Consider the following 20,367-nt stretch of genomic DNA (forward strand, 5'->3'; position numbering starts at 1 on the left):
CTCACAGCGCGGTCAGGTGGGGGAAGGGCTCGCGGCACGCCGTGCACCACAGCATCGACTGGCAACGGGAGGGGCCGAAGGAACTGTGCGGCCGGGTGGCGCGCGAGCCGCAGTGCGGACAGGGCACCCCGCCCAGGTCGACGGGGACCGGGCCGCCGGGGGCCGGGGACACGGGCGGGGCGATGCCGTGCGCGGCGAGTTTGCGCCGGCCCTCGGCGGTGACGCGGTCCGTCGACCAGGGCGGCGCCAGGACCTGCCGGACGCGGCCGTCGGGGTGGCCGCAGGCGGTCAGGACGTCCCGCACCGCGGCGGTGATCTCGGCCAGCGCGGGGCAGCCCAGATAGGTGGGCGTGATCTCCACCTCCAGGACGCCGTCGGCGCCCGGGGCGACGGACCCCACCACGCCCAGGTCGCCGAGGCCGATCACCGGCAGTTCCGGGTCCGGGAGCGCCTCCACCCGCTCGCGCACCTCCTGAGCGGTACGGGGGGACGTGGACGGTGCGGGCCCGTTCACCAGGTGCCTCCGGGGAACTGGCGGCGCACCGACTGGAGTTCGGCGATCAGCGGGCCGAACTCCTCGGTGTGCCGGCCCGAGCGTCCGCCCCGGGCCGACCAGGTGCTCGTGGGCACGGTGAGCCCCGCCCCGGTGACGACGCCGGTGACGCGTTCGAGCCACGTCCCGTGCAGCGACGCGGGTGAGGGCACCGTGCCGGACGCGGACAGGCGGTGCAGCACCTCGTCCTCCTCGAAGAGTTCCCCGGTGTACGGCCAGACCTGGTCCAGGCCCCGCCGCATACGGCGGGCGCTCTCCTCCGTGCCGCGGCCCAGGGTCACGGTCCAGCGGTCCGCGTGCAGCCGGTGGAAGGCGACCTCCTTGGCGGCGCGCGCCCCGAACGCGGCGAGTTCGGTGTCGGCGCAGTGCGCGAGCGTCTCGTAGTACAGGACGGCGTAGTGGGTGTAGGCGAGTTGCCGGGCGACGGTCGTCGCGAAGTCCCCGTTGGGGAGTTCGGTCAGCAGGGCGTTGGTGAACTCGCGTTCCCGGCGGGTGTAGGCGAGGTCGTCCTCGGTGCGGCCGGTCCCGTCGAGCTGTCCGGCACGGGTGAGCAGGGCGCGGGCGTGGCCGATCAGGTCGAGGGCGATGTTGGACAGGGCCAGGTCCTCGTCGACGGTCGGCGCGCGGGTGATCCACTGGCACAGGCGCTGGCCGAGGACGAGGGCGTCGTCGCCGAGGCGCAGGAGGTGCACCGCCAGGTCGGCGGCGGGCCCGGCCGGCGACGCGCCCGGCACGGCATCCGGGCTCACCGCCGGGGCGCCGCCTGCCGCCGGGAGGCCGCTCGTCGCGGTCACCGGGACGTCGCGCGTGGTCGTCACCGTCGAGGCGTCACTCGTCGTGCTCACTCTCGGGGCCTTTCTCGGTCAGCGGCGCGAAGTGCTCGGGGTGGCGGTACGGCTTGTGGCGGGCGCCCGCGAAGTACGGGTCGCGTTCGTCCGGGGAGGCCGTGTGGACGGCGTCGGAGCGGACCACCCACAGCGACAGCGGCTCGCCCCGGCGCGTGTACAGGTCCCGGGCCGCGGCCAGCGCCGCGTCGGGTCCGGCCGCGCGCACCGACCCGACGTGCTGGTGGGCCAGGCCCCGGCGGGCCCGCAGGAAGACCTCCCAGGACGCCGGTGCGCCCTCCCGTGTCCCGTTCATGCGGCCGCTCCTCCCGTCGTGTCCGTCCGGGCGGCGTGAGCGGCGGCGGCCTCCCGGACCCAGGCGCCGTCCTCGTGGGCGGACCGGCGGTGCGTGATCCGCTGCCGGGCCCAGTGCGTGTCGTCGGCCATCGCCTCGCGGTAGGTGTCCCAGTCGATGGGGGTGAAGTCGTAGTGGCCGCGCTCCTCGTTCCAGCGGATCGCCGGATCGGGCAGGGTCAGGCCGATGCGTTCGGCCTGCGGGACGCAGATGTCGACGAAACGCTGGCGCAGTTCGTCGTTGGTGTGCCGCTTGATGCCCCAGCTCATCGCCTGGCGGGAGACGGCGGCGCCCAGGGCGGCGGTCCGCGCGTCGGCACCGCCCGCCTCGGTGTCGGGCGGTCCGAACATCAGCGCCACGGCCGGCAGCCACCAGCGGTTCACGGCGTCCTGCGCCATCTCCTTCTGCTCGGGTGTCCCTTCGCACAGCGCGCGCATCAGGTCGTAGCCCTGCCGTACGTGGAAGGCCTCCTCCTGGCAGACGCGGCGCATCGCCCGGGCGTACGGCCCGTAGGAGGTCCGGCACAGGGGTGCCTGGTTGATGACGGCGGCGCCGTCCGTCAGCCATGCGATGGCCCCGGTGTCCGCCCAGGTGAGCGCGGGGTGGTTGAAGGTGGCGGAGGCCCGCTGCCGGCCGCGGTGCAGGGCGTCCAGCAGGTCGGCGCGGTCCACGCCGAGCGTCTCGGCGGCGGAGTACAGGTAGAGGCCGTGGCCGGCCTCGTCCTGGACCTTGGCGATGAGGACGGTCTTGCGGTGCAGGGACGGGGCGCGGGTGAGCCAGGCGCCCTCCGGCTGCATGCCGATGATCTCGGAGTGGGCGTGCTGGGCGATCTGGCGGACCAGCATGCGGCGATACCCGTCGGGCATCCAGTCGCGCGGTTCGACCGTCTCGCCGGCGGCGATGAGGGCGTCGAAGTGCGCGAGCAGCTCGTCCTGGTCCGCGGTGGCGGGCTCGGGCATGGCGGTGAGGCCTTCGGAGGCGGCGCCGGCGGTGGTCCGCGCGGTCATCGGGCACCGCCCGTCCGAGCGGTGACCGTCGTGGCGGTGCGGCGCGTCGGACGCCGTCCCGGGGCCCGGACCCGTACCAGCTGCCTGGGCACTCGCATCACTCCTTCGCTCGGGGCCGCCCGCGCCCGGACGGGGGCGGGCCGGGCGGAACGGGGCGCTTCGTAGCGGTAAGAGGCCGGGGACGCGGTCCGGCTATCCCCGCCGCGCGGGTCCGGGCGCGTGACAAAGCTCACGGCACGGTCCGGGGAGTGGAACCCGGCCGTGCCCGCCTCTTGAGGGGTGACAGTCGTACACCGCGCGGCGGCCGGCACGCCGAGCCGAAAGGGGAAACCATGGGCACCATCAGGGAGTTGCTGGTCGAACTCACCGGAACGACCGAGTACGCCGACCAGATCGGCGACGACGTAGACCTGGCCGCCAGCGGCATCGATTCCGGGGATCTGGTGCGTCTCGTGCTGCTCGTCGAGCAGCGCCTCGGTGTGGAGATCACCGCCGAGGACATGGAGCGGCTGCACACGATCGCCGACTACGAGCGCTTCGTGGCCGAGCACTCGGTCGCCGGTGCGAGCGGCGGTGCGTGATGTGGCTGACGCAGCTGTTGGAGCGCAATCGCCAGTGCCGGCCCGGCCGGACCGCGCTGGTGGACGAGGAACGCAGCGTCACCTGGGCCGAGTTCCACGACCGCACGCTGGAGCTGGCGCGCGGACTGGCCGAGCTGGGCATCGAGCGGGGGGACCGGGTCGCGGTGCTGTCCAAGGACCGGATCGAGGTCCTGGAGAGCTACTTCGCGCTCGCCCGGCTCGGGGCGCTGTTCGTGCCGCTCAACCACAGCATGGCGGAGCCGGAGGTCGCCGGGATCGTCGAGCGCGTCGGCGCCGTGGCCGTCATCGGTGAGTCGGAGCTGCTGGACCGGCATCCCGAACTGCCGGCGCCGGTACGGCTCAGGGTGGCCCTCGACAAGCCCGCCTTCGCGGCGCTGGGCACGACGGGCGCCGAACGGGACCTGCCGGACGTCGCCGACACCGACCCGATCGCCGTGCTGCACACCTCGGCGACCACCGGGCAGGCCAAGGGGGTGACCGTCGACAGCGCGTCGTTCCGGGCCATCGCCCTCGGCTGGCTGGTGATGGCCCGCCCCACCGACGACATCGTCATGGTCAACTGCTGTCCGCTGTACCACGGCAGCATGGTCGTGTCCCTGACGTACCTGGCGGCCGGCGCGACGGTCGTGCTGATGCCCGGCTTCACCCCGCAGCGGGCGCTGTCCGCGGTGGAGCGGCACCGTGCTACGCACATGTGGACGGTGCCGCAGATGCTGCGTTTCATGCTCCAGGCCAAGGCGTCCCACCGCACCGACCTGTCGTCCCTGCGGGAGATCCTGTATGGCGCCGCGCCGATGCCGCTCGACGTCTACGCCGACGCGGTCGAACGGCTCGGCTGCGGCTTCCGTCAGGTGTACGGCATGACCGAGGTGGGCGGCCCGTTCGTCACGCTCGGTCCCGACGAGCACCCCGCCCCGGGGGACGTCAGCGCACGCATCCCGTGCGGGCGGGTGGTGCCGGGCATGTCCGCCCGTGCGGTGGACGGGGACGGCCGGGAACTGCCGCCCGGCGAGATCGGTGAGATCGTGGTGCGCGGGCCGGGCGTCATGCAGGGCTACTGGAACGATCCCGAGGCCACCCGGGAGATCACCCTCGACGGCTGGATCAGGACGGGCGACCTCGGCTTCATGGACGACGAGGGCCGCATCAGCCTGGTGGACCGCACGAAGGACGTCATCATCCGCGCGGGCCAGAACGTCTATCCCTCGGAGATCGAACGCGCCCTGATGAGCCACCCGGCGGTCCGGGACGCGGCGGTCGTCGGGATGCCCGACGAGGACTACGGCGAGGTGCCGCTGGCGTACGTGGTCCTGGAGCCGGGCGCGGACCCGGGCGCGCCGGCGCTGCACGAGCATGTCGCGGGGCTGCTCGCCCCGTACAAGCGTCCGCGCCGGACCGAGTTCATCGAACAGGTGCCGCGCAATCCCGCCGGGAAGATCATCAAGAAGCTGCTGCGGGTGTGAGCGTGCGCTGCGGCGGGCGGCGATGACCGGGCGCCCCGCGGAGACCGGGCCGGCCACGACGGGGACGTCGTGGCCGGCCCGGACCGGTCGGGCGTCCGCGTGGGCGGCGGACGCCGGCGTGGCCGTGCCGGGTCCGTTGCCGGCCGGCGCCGGGCTCGGTCTGGGCGTCGCGGACGTCTCGGAGCCGTACCCGCGGCCGGCGGGGCCCGCCGAGGCGGCCGCTGCGGCGTCGATGCCGCCGCGGCGGCGCCTGGAGTTCCTGGCCGGCCGGGGGCCGCCCGCCGGGCCCTGCGGGCGGTGGGGCTGGACTGCGGGGAGATACCCCGTTCGGGACGGCTGCCGGTGTTCCCGCCGGGGCGAGCGGCCTCGATCTCGCACAGTGCCGGCATCGCCGTCGCCGTGGCCCGCGCACCGGGCCAGAACACGCCGCTCGGCTGCGATCTGGAACTGCGGCCCCTCCCCCGCGCCGCGGCCCGTCTGGTGCTGCGGGAGGACGAGGAGGGACTGCTGGGCGCCGGCTCCCGGCCGGCGGGCGCGGCCTGGACGGTGACGGAGCTGTTCTCCGCCAAGGAGGCCGCGTGGAAGGCCCTCACCGGGCCCTGGGCCATGAGTCCGGACGGACCGCGGGGCCTGCGCCCGGACGGGCCGGACGAGGAGTTCCGGTTCGGGCCGGACGACGGGGGCCTCGACGATCCGCAGGGTGAGCGTCTCGACGGCCTGGAGGGCGAGCGCCTCGACGATCCGCGGGACGAGGGCCTCGACGGGCCGGAGGGCCGGCGCCGGGGCGGTTCGGTGGCCGGGGGCCCGGGACACCGGGACCGGGACGGGTCAGGGGGCCGGCGCGGTGGCGGGCCGGCGGGGGGTCTGCGGGACCTGCGCGTGTGCGCGGCCGGTGGCGACCTGCTCGTCTGTACGCGCGCGGATCCCGCGCGTGTCGTAAGGGTGCGGGTGCTGCCCGTCGGCGCGGGGGTGTTCAGTTACGTCCTCGGCCGGGGCTGAGCACGCGCGTCGGCCGTCCCCGGTACGGCGCACCGGGGACGGCCGACGGGTCGGAGCAGGTCAGCGCTCCGACGTACCACCGTCGCGGTAGGAGCGGCGCACCGCGTCGGCGGCCTTGTCGGTCTGGGCGTCGTACTTGTCGCCCGTCCGCTGGTCGACCGTTCGTTCGGCGCCCCCGACGCCCTTGTCGGCCTGGTCGGGGTGGCCCTTGGCCATGCCCTTGGCCTTGTTCATCATGTCGCCCAGCTTGCCCATGGGGTACCTCCCGGTGGTGCGTGCGTCGTACTCCGCCGCAGGTACCCCGCCCGCCGGGCGCGAATCACCCCTCCGGTCCCCCGCCGCCGTATTCCTCACGGCCGGTCGCCGACCCGCGCGGCCATGTTCCCCGCCGGGTGCCGGTTGTCGTGGATGAGCTGGTGGGCGAGGCCGATCTCGTCGAACCCGAAGGTCCGGGACAGGCACGGGTCGATGACGCCCTGGTCGATCAGCCGGGTGACTTCCCGTGCCTCGCGGGCGGTGGCGACGTGCGAGCCCTGGAGCCGCTTCTGCCGCATCCACAGGAAGCGCAGGTCCACGTCGCCGTTGTAGCCGGTGGTCCCGCCGCACAGGACGACCATGCCGCCGTTGTCGCACAGGTACAGCGAGGTGGGGATGGTGTCGGCGCCGGAGTGCTCCAGCACGATGCGCGGGCTGCGGCGCTCGCCGAGCACGTCCCACAGGCGCCGGCCGAAGGCGCGGGCTCCCGACAGCCAGCGGCCCATCGCCGCCTCGTCGGAGGTGTCCGGCAGCCGCCCCCAGTGGTCGAACTCCCGCCGGTCGATCCAGCCCTCGGCGCCCAGCTTGAGGCAGAACTCGCCCCGTTCCTCGCTGGAGACGACCGCGACGGGGATGCCGCCGACGTGCCGGACGAGCTGGATGGCGATGCACCCGAGGCCGCCGGCACCGCCCCAGATCAGCACCGGGTCGCCCGGGCGCACCGTGTGCGGCGGCCAGCCGAAGAGCTGGCGGTAGGCGGTGGCGGCGGTCGCCATGTAGCAGGCCGCCTCCGGCCAGGACAGCCGGGCGGGCTTGGGGTGGCACATGTAGTCGTCGACGACCGCGAACTGGGCGAAGGACCCGTAGTTCTCCTCGTAGCCCCACACCCGCTGGCTGGCGGACCAGGTGGGGTCGCCGCCGAGGCGGATGTCCTCGGCCTTCTCGTCCCAGCGGTTGGCGAGGACGACGACCTCGTCGCCGAGCCGCACCCCGCGTACGTCCTCGCCGACCGCCCACACGATCCCGGACAGGTCGGAGCCGCCGATGTGGAAGTCCTCGGTGGCTCCCGCCTTCTGCCGGGCGGCGATCACGTCGAGCGGTGAACCCAGCGCCGCCCAGACGTTGTTGTAGTTGATGCCGGCGGCCATCACCTTCACCAGGACCTGTCCGCGGCCCACCGGTGGGACGTCGACCACCTCGGTCCGGAAGGCGTCGACGGGCCGGCCGTAGCGCTCACGGCGGATGAGCGAGGCGTACATCTCCTTCGGGGCGGTGCCGATCTCGGGGGCGTCGCCGAGTTCGTAGAGGTCCTGGGTCGCTCTCACGGGCTCTCCTCAACACGTGCTCAGGGGGAAGGGGATCAGTCGCCGAGGTCCCGCAGGGCCTTGGCAACCGCCTCGCCGATACGGGCGATCGGCTCGGGTTCGGTCATCTCGTAGTGGCCGCAGGGCACGTGGTGGTCGTGGAGGGTGCCGTCGACGTAGGGCCGCCAGCTGTCGGCCTTGCCCGGCAGCACCGCCAGGTCCGTCGGGAAGTCCGTGCGCTCCTCCTCGGCCGCGCTGAAGAACAGCACGTCACCGTGGTAGACGCCGGGGGTGAACTGCGGCGCGATGCGCAGGTTGTTGCGCATGACGGCGGCGATGGCCGCGGCCTCGGCGCGGGTGACGGGCGCGCTCGACGGGTCGGCCGTGACCCGGGCGTCGATCCGGTCCAGGACGGTGCCGGCGTCCGCGGGCGTGGTCCCGGGGTCGACGGGGAGGCCGGCCACCCTGGACAGCAGGGCCGCCACCTGGCGTTCGGCCGCTTCGGGGTCGTGGGCGGTGCCGTGCGGCTGGGGGGCGTCGAGCATGGCGAGGAGTTCGACCCGCTCGCCGTCGCGCTGGAGTGCGCAGGCCATGGCGTGCGCGACGAATCCGCCGTAGGACCAGCCCAGCAGCCGGTACGGGCCGTGCGGCTGCACCCGGCGCACGAGGTCGAGGTAGTGGCCGACCATGGCGGCGGCGTCCGGAGCGGGCGGGACGGTGCCGTCGAGGCCGGCCGCCTGGATGCCGTGGACGGGCTGGTCGCCGCCGAGGTGGGGCAGCAGGCCGGTGTAGCGCCAGGACACGCCCGCGCCGGGGTGGACGCAGAACAGCGGCCGGGCGGTGCCCTCGGCGCGCAGCGGCAGCAGGGGGGCGAGGGCGGTGGTGGCGGCCCCCGGAGTGCGGGCGTCCGGCTGCTCTTCGGCGGCGGTGAGGACCCCGGCCACGGTGGGCGCGGCCAGCAGGGCCGCCGCCGGGACGTCGAGGACGCCCGCCTGGCGCAGCCGGCCCGCCAGCAGCACGGCGCGCATCGAGTCGCCGCCGAGGTCGAAGAAGTTGTCGTGCACGCCGATGCCGCCGATACCGAGGGTCTCCTCCCAGAGGCGGGTAACTTCCCGTTCCCGTCCGGTGCGGGGCGGCACGTGTTCCGTGGTGAGGCGGGGCCGTGGGGCGAGGCCGGGACCGGCCTCCGCCGCGGCGGGGGTGTCGTCGGGCGCCGCCGGGCCCGTGCGGGCGCCGGGGGCGTCGATCCAGTGGCGCCGGCGTTCGAAGGCGTACGGGGGCAGCGGCACTCGCCGGGGCGTGCCCGGTACCGGGGGCAGGGCGCTGTCGACGCCGGCGCTCCACAGCCCTCCCAGTGCCTCGGCGAGGACGAACCCGTCGGACGCCTCGGCCTTGGCGTGCCGCATGGTGGTCACCGTCACCGGTGCCGCGTCGTCGAGCCGGCCGGTGGCGAGCCTGGTCAGGGTGTCGCCCGGCCCGATCTCGACGAGGACGGGGTGCAGGCGGTCCCACAGGGCGGCGATGCCGTCGGCGAACCGCACGGTGTCGCGGGTGTGGTCGAGCCAGTGCCGTACGGAGGTGGCCTGGGCGTCGGTGACCCAGGTGCCGGTCACGTTGGTGACGTACGGGATGCGCGGCGGGCGCAGGGTGACCTGGCGGAGATGCGCCTCGTAGGCGGGCAGGACCGGGTCCAGGACGTGGGAGTGGGCCGCGACGGGGATGCGCAGGCGGCGGAAGGGGATGCCGCGGCGGGACAGTTCGGCTTCGAAGCGGGTGACGGCGTCGAGGTGTCCGGCGACGGTGCAGGCGCCGGGCCCGTTGACGGCGGCCAGGGACAGGGCGTCGTCGAGCAGCGGCCGGATCTCCTCGGCCGGGGCGGCGACGCCGACCGTGGCACCGCCGGCGGAGCTGATGAGCCGGATGCGTTCGGTGACCAGGGGCAGCATGTCCGCGAGGTCGATGACGCCGGCCAGGCAGGCGGCCGTGTACTCGCCGAGCGAGTGGCCGATCAGCGCGTCGGGGCGCACGCCCGCCTCCATGAGCGTACGGGCCAGGGCGTACTCGGTGACCACCAGCCCGAGGAACGCGGCGGTGTCGTCGGGCCGCTGTTCCTCGAAGAGGGCGGTGCGCAGGTCGGCGCCGAGGGCGGGGCGCAGGATGCGGGCGCACTCGTCGACGGTGTCGCGGTAGACGGTGTGGTCGCGGTACAGCTCCGCGCCCATGCCGGGGTACTGGGTGCCGCCGCCCGGCAGCAGGAACGCCACGCGGGCCGGGTCGTCGGACGGCGGCGGGATGTGGGGCGTGGCGGAGCGCAGGGCGTCGAGGGCTTCGTCGCGGGAGGCCGCCGTGACGGTGAGGCGGTGGGGCATGGCGGGACGGCCGGCGCGCAGGGAGTGCGCGACGTCGTCCAGGCGCAGGTGCGGGTGGCGTTCGAGGTGCCGGGCGAGGGCGTCGGCCTGGCCGCGCAGGGCGCCGGGGGTGCGTGCGGACAGCGGCAGCACCAGGCGGCGGCCGTCCTCGGGCGGGCGGGGCGCGGCGGGGGCGGCGGGCGGGGCCTCCTCCAGGACGACGTGGGCGTTGGTGCCGCCGATACCGAAGGCGCTGACGGCGGCCCGGCGGGGGTGTTCCCCCGCGGGCCAGTCCTCCAGTGCGGTGGGGACGCGGAAGGGGCCGGCGTCGAAGTCGATGAGCGGGTTGGGCCGGTCGAAGTGCAGGCTCGGCGGTATTTGCCGGTGTTCCAGGGCCAGGACCGCCTTGACGAGTCCGGCGATGCCGGCGGCGGCGCCGAGGTGGCCGATGTTGGTCTTGACGGAGCCGAGCGCGCAGAACCCGGTCCGCCGCGTGCTGTGCCGGAACGCCTCGGTGAGCGCGGACACCTCGATCGGGTCGCCGAGTTTGGTCGCGGTGCCGTGGGCCTCGACGAGGCCGATGGTGTCGGCGTCGACCTCCGCCTGAGCCTGCGCGGCGAGGACGACCTCGGTCTGTCCGGCGGCGCTGGGCGCGCTGAAGCCGACCTTGCGGCGGCCGTCGTTGTTGACGGCGCTGCCGCGGATGACGGCGCGGACGCGGTCGCCGTCGGCGAGGGCGTCCTCCAGGCGCTTGAGTACGACGGCTCCCACGCCGTCGCCGGAGGAGGTGCCTGCGGCGTCCGCGGCGAAGGCGCGGCAGTGGCCGTCGGGCGAGAAGGGCCCGTCGGGTACGTGGCGGTAGCCGAGCGCGGCGGAGGGGTTGAGGGAGACGGCGGCGGCGAGGGCGGTGTCGCAGCGGTGGTCCAGCAGGTCCTGGCAGGCGGTGTGCACCGCGACCAGCGCGGTGGAGCAGGCCGTCTGGAGGGACACGCTGGGGCCGGTGAGCCCGAGTTCGTAGGAGACGCGGGTGGCGAGGGTGCCCAGGGAGTTGGCGGTGGCCGCGTGGACGAGTTCCACCGACCCGGGCTGCCCGGCGAAGCGCGGGTACACGTGCGCCGGGTAGTAGCGGCTGTCGCCGGCGCCCGCGTAGACGCCGAACGCCTCGGACGTGCGGTCCGCACCGAGACAGCCGGCGTCCTCCAGGGCGTGGTAGGCCGTCTCCAGCAGCAGCCGCTGCTGCGGGTCGACGACGGCGGCCTCGGCGGGGCTGTGGCCGAAGAAGCCGGAGTCGAAGCGGTCGATGCCCTCGACGACCGACGCCATCCGGATCAGCGAGGGGTCGTCCAGGTCGCGCGGGGCGCCGCCCGCGGCGAGGAACTCCTCTTCGGTCACGGGCCGGATCGCCTCCCGGCCGGCCGCGAGGTTCTCCCAGAAGGCGTCGAGGTCGTCGGCGCCGGGGAAGCGGCCCGCCATACCGATGACGGCGACTGCGGGGAAGTCCTCGTCCTGGGCTGCGGTGGTGTCGTGCACGGTCTGTGCCTCGTCCTCTTCCGGCTCGGTGGCGTTCTGCGGCTCGTTGGGGTCCTGCGGCTCGGTGGCGTTCTGCGGCTCATTGGCGTTCTGCGGCTCGGTGGGATCCTGCCGCTCGGTGGCGTCCCGCACGGCTCTCGTTCCGTCTCCTCCGCCCGCGGTGGTATGGCCCACGGCTCCCGCCCCGTCTCCGCCGTCTCCTCCACCCGTGGCCACGTCACCCACGGCCCCGGTCCTTTCCGTGCCGTGCGGAGCGGCTCGCGCGGGCCGCTCGCTGGCGCCGGGCCTGCTCCCTGGCCCGGTCCAGGCCGCTGGGCGGCGGTTCGGCGGACTCGTGCTGCGGTGACGGAGCGGCGGCCGTCGTGGCACCGGCGCCGGTGTGCGCCGTCAGCCGGCGGGCCAGGTCCCGCACGGTGGGGTGCGCGAACAGGTCGACGACCGAGAGGTCGGTGCCGAAGGCGCGGTTGACGGCGGTCTGGGCGGTGACGAGGAGCAGGGAGTTGCCGCCCAGGTCGAAGAAGTTGTCGTCCCGGCCCACCCGGTCGCGGCCCAGTACCCCGCACCACACCTCGGCGAGCCGGTGCTCCAGCCGCCGCAGGTCCTCCCCCGCCTCCGCGTGGTCCGGACGGGCGGTGGCCCCCGCCGAGAGCAGTGTCCACGCGTCGGACAGACCGGCCGCGCGGGCACGGTCGGCCGCCGCGCCGTACAGGGCGCCGAGGTCGGTCCCGTCCTCGAGGCCGACGCGTGCGGCCAGGCGCCGCACCTGCCGGGCGGGCGCCACGACGTGGCTGCGGACCCAGGGGGCGGTGCGGTCGGCGCCGATCAGCAGGTGCGGTTCGTCCAGGGTGCGGGCCAGGTCGAACGAGCGCAGCGCGGCGGGGGCGTCGAGCAGCCGGTAGCCGCGCGCCTCGGTGAGCGCGGTGAGGCGGTAGCCGCGGCTCATGCCGCGCTCGCGCCACATGCTCCAGGCCAGCGACTGCGCGGGCAGGCCGAGGTCGCGGCGGTACAGCGCGAGGGCGTCCAGGTAGGCGTTGGCGGCGGCGTAGGCGGCGTTCAGGGCGCCGCCGAAGAATCCGTTGACCGAGGAGAAGGTGACGAAGGAGCCGACCGGGTGGTCGGCGGTGAGCCGGTGCAGCGTCCACGCGCCGCGTACCTTGGCCGCCAGCGCCCGGCGCCAGGTGGCCGCGTCCAGCTCGCCGGCGGGGCTCTCCACGAGGGTGCCGGCCAGGTGCAGCACGGACGCCAGGGGTGCGCCCCACGCCTCGGCGGCGTCCTCCACCGCGGCCCGCACCTGGCGTTCGTCGGTGACGTCCGCGCGGGCGTAGCGGACCTCGCCCAGCTCGCGCAGCCGTGGGAGCGCCTGGCCGGGGGCCTCGGCCTCGGACGCCGGTGTGCGGCCCACGACCAGCAGCCGGGTGCCGGGGGTGCTGAGCAGGTGTGCCGCGACCTCGGCGCCGACGCCGCCCAGGCCGCCGGTGAGCAGGGTGAAGCCGTCGTGCGCGGGCGGCTCGACGCGGGCCGGCGTGGCGGGCAGGGGGGCGAGGCGGCGTACGTACCGGTGTCCGTCGCGGTACGCCACCTCCGCGCCGTCCGCGGTGACCGTCGCCTCGGCCAGCAGGACGGGCAGCGGGTCCGTACCGTCGTCCGGCGGGAGGTCGAGGTGCGTGCCGCGCAGCCGGCCGGACTCCTCGGCCAGCGACTTGAGCAGGGCGCTCGCCATGGCGTGGGCCGGGGCGGGCCGGTCCCCGGGCCGTACGGCCCGGGCGCCCGCCGTCACGTACACGAGGTCGACGGGGCGCTGTCCGCCGGGCCGGGCGGCGAGGGCCCGGGTGAGCGCGAGCAGCTCCTCCGCACCGGTCGTGTCGTCGGGCGCCGCGCCCGGGCCCGCCGGGTGCCGCAGCCCGTCGAGGTGGAGGACGGCGTCGACCGGCCGGTGGTCGTCCTCCAGGTGGTCGAGGAGTGCGGCGTAGTCGGATTCCTCGGTGGGCCGCAGGCGGTGGTGCGCGGCGTCGAGCCGGGTGTACGACATCCCCTCGCCGGCCACCGTGCACAGGCCGCCACCGGACCGCAGCGCGTCGGCGAGCCGTTCCGCGAGCGCGTGGACCCGTGGGTCGCCGCCCGCCAGGACGAGGGTGTGCCGGCCGGGCGTCGTCGTACGGGCGGCAGGGCGTGCCGCCCGCTGCCAGACCGGCCGCAGGAACCAGTCGGGCAGGGTGGCCGCGGTGCCCAGCAGCAGTTGGGTGCGGCGGACCTCGTCGTCGAAGGCGCCCGCCTCGAAGCTCTTGCGCAGCCTGGTGCGCTGGATCTTGCCGATCTCGGTCTTGGGGACGGCGTCGCGTCCGACCGGGATCAGGAAGGCGGGGCTGACGCCGATCTCGCGGGTCACCTTGCCGCCGATCTCGCGGAGTGCCGCTGCCGGGTCGGCGGTGGTCTCGGGGGTGAGGTGGAAGAAGAGGGCGAGTTCGTCGGTGGGCGACGACGGTTCGGAGCGCACCGCGACGGCGGCGGTGAAGCTGCTCTCGACGTACGGCAGTTTCTCGACGCACGCCTCGATCTCGTGGCTGTAGTGGTTGACGCCGTTGACGATGATGACGTCCTTGGCGCGGCCGGTGATGTACAGCTCGCCGGCGCGCAGGTACGCCAGGTCGCCGGTGTCGAACCAGCCGTCCTCGGTGAAGGCCTCGGCGTTGGCCGCCGGGTTGTCGTGGTAGCCGCCGGTCACGGAGGTGCCGCGGACCTGGAGCCGGCCCGCCTCGCCCTCCGTGAGGACCGTGCCCTGTTCGTCGACGACCCGCATGGCGAAGCCGGGGTAGGGCCGGCCGCAGCTCACGAACGTGTCCTCGTCACCGCCGGCTCGGGCGGGCAGGACGGCGTCGGTGACCACCGAGCAGGTCTCGGACATGCCCCAGCCGGGGTGCATCACGTCCTGCGGCAGGCCGAACGGTTCCAGCGTGTGCAGGAACCGGCGGGCGGCCGAGGCCACGACGACCTCGCCGGCGTTCATCACCAGCCGCATCGGCGTCAGGTCCCAGGACCGGTCGGCGAAGCGGTGGGACTGCTCGGCGAGGAGCCCGAAGGCGAAGTTGGGCGCCCAGGTGACGCTGACCCGGTGCCGGTCGGCGAGGTCCATCCAGCGCAGCGGGTCCTGGAGGATCCAGGAGGTGGGGGCGTGGACCTGACGGCAGCCCAGGTACACGTCCCGCAGGTGGAACATCACCACGCCGGTGACGTGGTCGAGCGGGATCCAGTTCAGGGAGACGTCGTCCTCGCCGAGCCCGTTCAGCTGCTCCGTGGCGGCGGAGCGGGTCAGGACGTTGCGGTGGGTGAGCCGCACCGCCTTGGGCAGGCCGGTGCTGCCGGACGTCATCAGCATCAGGACGAGGTCGTCGGGCCGGGCGGGGTGCCAGTCGTGGTCCTCGGGCGCCTCGCGCAGGGCGTCGGCGGTGGTGAGCCGCAGCCCCGGCCAGTTCTGCCGGTCCGCCACGGCGCGCAGCCCGGCCTCGCGGCCGGCGGAGCAGACGATCCGGGGCCGGCCGAGCATCCGCCAGATGCCCTCCAGCTTCGTCAGCGCCGCCGAGGGGGTGTCGTAGGAGGCGGGGACGGTCAGCGGGACGGCGACGAAACCGCCGAGAACGCAGCCCCACAGCACGGCGAGGAAGTCCTCGGTGGCGTCGCACTGGAGGATGACCTGGTCGCCGGGGCGCAGGCCCGCCCGGCGCAGTCCGGCCAGGACGCGGGAGGCCTCGGGGATCAGAGAGGCGTAACTGCGCCGGTGTTCGCTGCCGTCGGCGTGGACGTGGACGATGTCGCCCCGGTCCCGTGCTGCGGCACGGCGCAGGGCCTCGGCCCAGCTCGGCACGGACGGTTCGGTGAGGGCGGGGCCCTCGCTGAGTGCCGGGACGGCGGAGGCGCGGCCGGGGCGGGCGGCGGCGGGGGCCGGCCGCGCCGCGCGGTCGGGCAGACCGGTGTGGCGGCGGTCCAGTTCCTCGGGTGCGGGCTGCGCCGTCACCTCGGCGGTGGTGACGCCGGGGAGGGCGGCCAGCCGTTCCCGCCAGGTCTCGGCGGCGGTGCGGTCGACGGCGGGCAGGGCGCGCAGCGCCTCGGTGTCGACGGCGCCGTCCTCGGCGCGGGGCAGCGCGTTGACGGCCGTGACGCGGACCGTGCCGTGGCCCGCGCGGTCCAGGGCGTCCTCGACGCGCTCGGCGGCGTCCGCCCGGCCGGGCACCACGTACAGGCGCGGCGGGCCGTCGCCGGTGCCGGGCAGGGCGAGGGCCTCGCGGACGCCGGCCACGGCGAGGGCCGTGTCCTCCAGCGGTCCGGTGCCGGTCGCTGCCGGGGCGGGGGCGCGCTCGGGGAGTGCGGGGAGCTGCCCGACGCGGAGCCCGGGGTCGGCGCTCACCGTGCGCAGGACGTCGTGCAGGGCGTGGGTGAACGCCTGAGCGGTCGGCGCGTCGTACAGGTCGGTGGCGTACTCGACGTGCAGTGTCAGGCCGTCGGGGGCGCCCTCGGGGGTGTGGTGCTCCAAGACGTCGACGAACAGGTCGAACTTGGCGGTGCCGGTGGCGGTGGGCCGCAACTCGGCCCTGGTGCCGTCCAGTTCGAGTACGGCGGGTTCGTTGTTCTGGAGGGCCAGCATGACCTGGAACAGGGGGTGCCGGCCGGGTGTGCGGGGAGGGTTGAGCGCGTCCACCAGCCGGTCGAAGGGCATGTCCTGGTGGTCCAGGGCGGCCAGGTCGGCGGTGCGCAGCCGGGCGAGCAGGTCCCGGAAGGCGGGGTCGCCGGAGGTGTCGGCGCGCAGGACCAGGGTGTTGGTGATCAGGCCGATCAGGGGGTCGAGGGCGGGTTCGGTGCGGCCGGCGACGGGGGTGCCGAGGACGATGTCCTCGCCGGTGCCGGCGCGGGTGAGCAGGGCGCTGACGGCGGCGTGCAGCACCATGAACAGGCTGGCGCCCTCGCGGTCGGCCAGGCGCAGCAGGGCGCGGTGCAGGGCGGCGTCGACGGTGGCGTCGGTGTGGGCGCCGCCGCCGCGCGGTGCGGTGGGACGCGGCCGGTCGCCGGGGAGGGTGCACTCCTCGGGCAGCCCGTCCAGGGCCGCGCGCCAGTGGGCGGTGAGCCGTTCCAGCCGGCCCGGGCCGTCGGGTTCGGGGGCCAGCAGGGCGCGCTGCCACAGCGCGTAGTCGGCGTACTGCACCGGCAGCGGGGTCCAGTCGGGAGCCCGGCCGGCGCGGCGGGCCGCGTAGGCGGCGCTCAGGTCGGCGGCGAAGGGGCCGAGCGACCAGCCGTCGGCGGCGCTGTGGTGCAGGACGAAGAGCAGCGCCCGGTCGGTGCCGGTGCCCAGCAGCCAGACGGCGAGGGGGCTTTCGGCGGTCAGGTCGAAGCGGTGCCGCAGGGCGGCGGTGACGTGGGCGGTGGTCTCCGCGGCGGGGCAGTCGACGCGGCGCAGTACCGGGCGCAGCTCCCCCGGCGGCAGGATGCGCTGGTGGGGCACGCCGTCGTGCTCGGCGATCACGGTCCGCAGGCTCTCGTGGCGGTCGGCCAGGTCGCCGAGGGCGGCCCCGAGCGCCTCGGTGTCGAGGTCCGTGCCGAGGGGGACGAGGAGCGGGATGTTGTAGGTGGCCGCCGCGTCGTCGAGCCGGTGGAGGAACCACATGCGTTCCTGGGCGAAGGAGAGCGGCACGCGCGGCGGGCGTGCGGCGTCGCCGAGGGCAGGCCGGGGCAGGGCACCGCCCGTGTGTGCGGCGAGCCGGTGGGCGAGGGCGGCCGGGGTCGGCGTCTCGAACAGGGCGGTGATGGGGACCTCGGCGCCCGTCTCGTGCCGCAGGCGGGCCAGCAGACGGGTGGCGAGGAGGGAGTCGCCGCCGAGGTCGAAGAAGTTCACGTCCGTGCCCACGGTGTCCCGGGGCAGTTTCAGCACGTCTTCGAACAGGCCGCACACCAGGATCTGCCGGGGAGTCTCCGGGCGGGTGCCGGAGGCGGCGGCGGTGAAGTCGGGGGCGGGCAGGGCCCGGGTGTCCAGCTTGCCGTTGGCGGTCAGCGGCAGGGTGTCCACCGGGACGCAGACGGCCGGGACCATGTGCTCGGGCAGGTGTGCGGCGGCGTGGGACCGCAGTTCGGCCGGGTCCACCGGGAGGTCGCCCGCGGGGACGGTGTAGGCGACGAGGTGCAGGGCGCCGTTGCCGGCCCGGCGGGGCACGACGGCGGCACGGGCGACGCCCGGGTGGGTGGCGAGGACGGCCTCGATCTCGCCGGGTTCGACGCGGAATCCGCGCAGTTGCACCTGGGCGTCGGCGCGGCCGAGGTGGTCGAGCGTGCCGTCGGGGCGGCGCCGGGCCAGGTCGCCCGAGCGGTACATGCGGGTGCCGGGCGGGCCGTAGGGGTCGTCGAGGAAGCGTTCGGCGGTGAGGTCGGGCCGGTTGAGGTATCCGGCGGCGACGCCGGCGCCGGAGACGTACACCTCGCCGCTCGCGCCCGGCGGCACGGGGCGTCCGCCGGCGTCCAGGAGGTGGACGCGGAGGTCCGCGAGGGGGGTGCCGATGACGCTGCCGCGTCGCGGGTCGTCCAGGTCGGCCCGGGTGAGGCGGTGGTGGGTGACGTGCACGGTCGTCTCGGTGATGCCGTACATGTTCACCAGCGCCGGGCGGTCCAGGCCGTGCCGGTCGGCCCAGGGCCGCAGCCGCGCCGGGCGCAGGGCCTCGCCGCCGAGGACGACGTAGCGCAGCGCCCCGGTGTCGCCGTCCCGTTCGAGGTCGGCGTCCATGAGCTGCTCGAAGGCGGACGGCGTCTGGTTGAGGACGGTCACGCCCTCGTGGTGCAGCAGTTCCAGGAACTGCCGCGGAGAGCGGCTGACGGCGTACGGGACGACGACGACCCGGCCGCCGTGCAGCAGGGCGCCCCAGATCTCCCAGACGGAGAAGTCGAAGGCGTAGGAGTGGAACAGCGTCCACACGTCGTCGGCACCGAAGTCGAAGTGCTCGGCCGCGGCGGTGAACAGGCGCACGACGTTGGCGTGCGGGACGGGCACTCCTTTGGGGCGGCCGGTGGAGCCGGAGGTGTGGATGATGTAGGCGGTGTCGGACGGTTTCACCGGCGCGTGCCGGTCGGTGTCGCCCAGGTCGGCGGCCGAGCGGCGGGCCAGGTCCGCCGTGATCCGCGGGTCGTCCAGCAGGACGGAGGGGACCGCGTCCCCGGCCAGGTGCGCGTGGGCGTGCTCGGTGACGAGGACGACGGGGGACGCGTCCTCGACGACCAGCCGCAGCCGTTCGGCCGGGTGGCCGGGGTCCAGGGGCAGGTAGGCGGCGCCGGTCTTGAGAACGGCCAGCAGGGCGGGCAGCAGGCGCACCCCGCGCTCCAGGGCCAGGGCCACCACCCGGCCGGGGCCGGCGCCGTGCTCGGTCAGCAGCCGGGCCAGCCGGTTGGCCTCGGCGTTGAGGGCGGCGTACGAGAGCCGTCGGTCCCCGCAGGTGACGGCGGTGCGTTCGGGCCCGGCCGCCACACGCTCCTCGAACAGCTCGGTGAGGGTCCGCTCGACGGGAAGCGTGCGGACGGGGGCGTCGCCCGGGTGCTCGCCGGGCAGCAGCAGGTCCAGGTCGCCCAGCTCGGTCGCGGGCCCGGCCTCGGCCAGCCGGCGCAGCACCGTGAGGAACCGGTCGCGGTGCAGCGCGAGTTCCTCCTCCTCGTACAGGGCGGGGTTGGCGTCGAAGGCCAGCCACAGTCCTTTGGTGCGGGCGTCGGGGCGTACCGAGATCTGGAGGTCGTCGACGGCTCCGCCGGACAGGTGGTGCCAGGTGGTGGGGTGTCCGCCGAAGACGGGGGACTCGTCGAACGGCACGATGTTCAGCACCGGCCCGTACAGCCGGCGCCCGGTGCCCAGCAGGCCCAGGTCGCGGCGGAGGAACTCGCCCCGGTAGCGCTGGTGGCGGCGCAGGGCCCTCAGCTCGTCCGCGACGGTCCGGGCCAGCTGGGCGAGGGGCGTGTCCGGGGCGGCGGCCACGCGCAGCGGGAGGACGTCGGAGGCGGTGCCGGGGGTGCGCAGGGCGGCGCTGCCGAGGCGGCTCATGGTGGCCAGGCCCAGCACCAGGTCCCCGGCGCCGGTCATCCGGTGCAGGTAGGCGGCGGTGGCCGCGGTCAGCAGGTCGGTGCGCTGAACGCCGAGGCGGGCCGCGGCGGTGTCGAGGGCGTCGGTCTCCGCGGACGTCAGTCCGGCGGTGCGGCGCAGGAAGGGCGCGGTGGGGGCGGCCGTACGGGAGGTGAGGCGGGCGGGCTCGGGCAGACCGGTCAGACGCCGCGCCCAGTGGTCGCGGTCGCGGGCGTGTCCCTCGGAGGCGCGGTAGGCCGCCTCCTGCGTCTGGAGCAGGCTCACCGGCTCGAATCCGCTGGGGCCCGGGTCACGGCCCTCGGCCAGCGCGTTGTACGTCTCGGCCAGGCGCCGTCCGAGCAGCTTGTAGCTGTAGCCGTCGAGAAGGAGGTGATGGGCCCTCAGCAGCCAGAGGAAGCGGTCGGGGGCCAGGGTGAGCAGGGAGTGCGCGAACAGCGGGCCCTTGTCGACGTCCGCGGGGGCCGCGAGGTCGGCGCGGACGTGGGCCCACGCGGCGGCCTCGGGGTCCTCGGCGCCGCTGACGTCGACCCGGTGCAGGGTCCAGGCGTCCGCGTCCGGAGCGGGATGGCAGCGGGGGCCGTCGTCGGTGTCGGTGAACCGCAGGGCGAAGGTGTCGGCCTCACCGACGGTGCGCCGCAGCGCGGTCTCGAACAGGGCGGTGTCGAGGGGGCCGTGGATCTCCACCGCCTCCGCGGTGTTGTACGCGGCGCTGTCCGCCGCGAGCCGGCCGGCGTACCAGAGACCCTCCTGGGCTCCGGACAGCGGTCGACGTTCGTCCTCCTGGAGTGACATAGCACAACCCTCACGTGGCAAGCCGTAATGTCCCGGACGGCGAAGGCCCGGCCGGATCGGACGGGTGCGGCCACCGTCGCGTGCCGCCCTGGCGTGTGTGACGCGCCGGGCCGGCCCGCGCAGCGGCGAAGGAGGCCGCACGCCGAGGGCGGGAAGACCTCGTCGCCCGGCCCCGGTTTCACGGCACATCACGCTGCGGCAGCGAAAGCGGCCGGGTCAAGCGGGACGGGCCCCGACGAC

11 protein-coding genes and 1 pseudogene are annotated in these 20,367 nt (G+C 75.3%); 4 read left to right on the plus strand and 8 right to left on the minus strand.

The genetic code is table 11. The features are described from left to right. Nucleotide 1 precedes the first annotated feature (1 nt). The 4 genes from paaD to paaA all read right to left on the minus strand — a co-directional run bounded on the left by paaD (nucleotide 2) and on the right by paaA (nucleotide 2,739). Nucleotides 2–514, minus strand: a complete 513-nt coding sequence (gene paaD, locus ACVV2G_RS17065) for a 1,2-phenylacetyl-CoA epoxidase subunit PaaD (protein WP_453843553.1) — start codon at nucleotides 512–514, stop codon at nucleotides 2–4. Next, nucleotides 511–1,302: a 1,2-phenylacetyl-CoA epoxidase subunit PaaC gene (gene paaC, locus ACVV2G_RS17070; RefSeq protein ID WP_453843718.1), complete on the minus strand. Its 792-nt coding sequence runs from the start codon at nucleotides 1,300–1,302 to the stop codon at nucleotides 511–513. The genes paaD and paaC overlap by 4 nt, the downstream gene beginning before the upstream one ends. A gap of 79 nt (nucleotides 1,303–1,381) precedes the next feature. Next, complete coding sequence (gene paaB, locus ACVV2G_RS17075) at nucleotides 1,382–1,693, minus strand: 1,2-phenylacetyl-CoA epoxidase subunit PaaB (protein WP_453843554.1); 312 nt, start codon at nucleotides 1,691–1,693, stop codon at nucleotides 1,382–1,384. Continuing rightward, nucleotides 1,690–2,739 carry a 1,2-phenylacetyl-CoA epoxidase subunit PaaA gene (paaA, locus tag ACVV2G_RS17080; protein ID WP_453843555.1) on the minus strand — a complete coding sequence of 350 codons (1,050 nt, stop codon included), beginning with the start codon at nucleotides 2,737–2,739 and terminating at the stop codon, nucleotides 1,690–1,692. The genes paaB and paaA overlap by 4 nt, the downstream gene beginning before the upstream one ends. Nucleotides 2,740–3,071: 332 nt before the next feature. On the opposite strand from paaA, the gene ACVV2G_RS17085 reads away from it, so the two are divergent. The 4 genes and pseudogenes from ACVV2G_RS17085 to ACVV2G_RS17100 all read left to right on the plus strand — a co-directional run bounded on the left by ACVV2G_RS17085 (nucleotide 3,072) and on the right by ACVV2G_RS17100 (nucleotide 5,803). Next, nucleotides 3,072–3,320: an acyl carrier protein gene (locus tag ACVV2G_RS17085; RefSeq protein WP_453843556.1), complete on the plus strand. Its 249-nt coding sequence runs from the start codon at nucleotides 3,072–3,074 to the stop codon at nucleotides 3,318–3,320. Continuing rightward, on the plus strand, nucleotides 3,320–4,804 hold the full coding sequence (locus tag ACVV2G_RS17090; protein ID WP_453843557.1) for a class I adenylate-forming enzyme family protein: 1,485 nt from the start codon (nucleotides 3,320–3,322) through the stop codon (nucleotides 4,802–4,804). The genes ACVV2G_RS17085 and ACVV2G_RS17090 overlap by 1 nt, the downstream gene beginning before the upstream one ends. 297 nt (nucleotides 4,805–5,101) lie before the next feature. After that, nucleotides 5,102–5,149, plus strand: a pseudogene (locus ACVV2G_RS17095) (hypothetical protein); the annotation flags it as partial. 54 nt (nucleotides 5,150–5,203) lie between these two features. Next, nucleotides 5,204–5,803 (plus strand): hypothetical protein, encoded by a 600-nt coding sequence (locus ACVV2G_RS17100; RefSeq protein ID WP_453843729.1) that lies wholly within the window; start codon nucleotides 5,204–5,206, stop codon nucleotides 5,801–5,803. A 60-nt stretch (nucleotides 5,804–5,863) separates the two neighbouring features. Here ACVV2G_RS17100 and ACVV2G_RS17105 read toward each other — a convergent pair whose 3' ends face one another. The 4 genes from ACVV2G_RS17105 to ACVV2G_RS17120 all read right to left on the minus strand — a co-directional run bounded on the left by ACVV2G_RS17105 (nucleotide 5,864) and on the right by ACVV2G_RS17120 (nucleotide 20,127). Then, complete coding sequence (locus ACVV2G_RS17105) at nucleotides 5,864–6,058, minus strand: antitoxin (RefSeq protein ID WP_453843558.1); 195 nt, start codon at nucleotides 6,056–6,058, stop codon at nucleotides 5,864–5,866. Nucleotides 6,059–6,153: 95 nt separating this feature from the next. Then, nucleotides 6,154–7,383, minus strand: a complete 1,230-nt coding sequence (ccrA, locus tag ACVV2G_RS17110; protein ID WP_453843559.1) for a crotonyl-CoA carboxylase/reductase — start codon at nucleotides 7,381–7,383, stop codon at nucleotides 6,154–6,156. Between the two features lie 35 nt (nucleotides 7,384–7,418). After that, the gene (locus ACVV2G_RS17115) at nucleotides 7,419–11,372 is read right to left on the minus strand and encodes a type I polyketide synthase (protein WP_453843560.1); all 3,954 of its coding nucleotides are present in this window, start codon (nucleotides 11,370–11,372) and stop codon (nucleotides 7,419–7,421) included. An 85-nt stretch (nucleotides 11,373–11,457) separates the two neighbouring features. Beyond that, entirely contained in the window at nucleotides 11,458–20,127 is an 8,670-nt protein-coding gene (locus ACVV2G_RS17120; RefSeq protein ID WP_453843561.1) for an amino acid adenylation domain-containing protein, read from the minus strand. Between the last annotated feature and the right edge of the window lie 240 nt (nucleotides 20,128–20,367).

It is taken from the genome of Streptomyces sp. JK94 (assembly GCF_053613315.1).

Excerpts from the sequence above, each read along its gene's own strand:
- ACVV2G_RS17090 (WP_453843557.1), top strand. The coding sequence starts at position 3,320 with ATGTGGCTGACGCAGCTGTTGGAGCGCAATCGCCAGTGCCGGCCCGGC.
- ACVV2G_RS17105 (WP_453843558.1), bottom strand. The coding sequence starts at position 6,058 with ATGGGCAAGCTGGGCGACATGATGAACAAGGCCAAGGGCATGGCCAAG.
- paaA (WP_453843555.1), bottom strand. The coding sequence starts at position 2,739 with ATGACCGCGCGGACCACCGCCGGCGCCGCCTCCGAAGGCCTCACCGCC.
- ACVV2G_RS17085 (WP_453843556.1), top strand. The coding sequence starts at position 3,072 with ATGGGCACCATCAGGGAGTTGCTGGTCGAACTCACCGGAACGACCGAG.
- ACVV2G_RS17120 (WP_453843561.1), bottom strand. The coding sequence starts at position 20,127 with ATGTCACTCCAGGAGGACGAACGTCGACCGCTGTCCGGAGCCCAGGAG.
- paaB (WP_453843554.1), bottom strand. The coding sequence starts at position 1,693 with ATGAACGGGACACGGGAGGGCGCACCGGCGTCCTGGGAGGTCTTCCTG.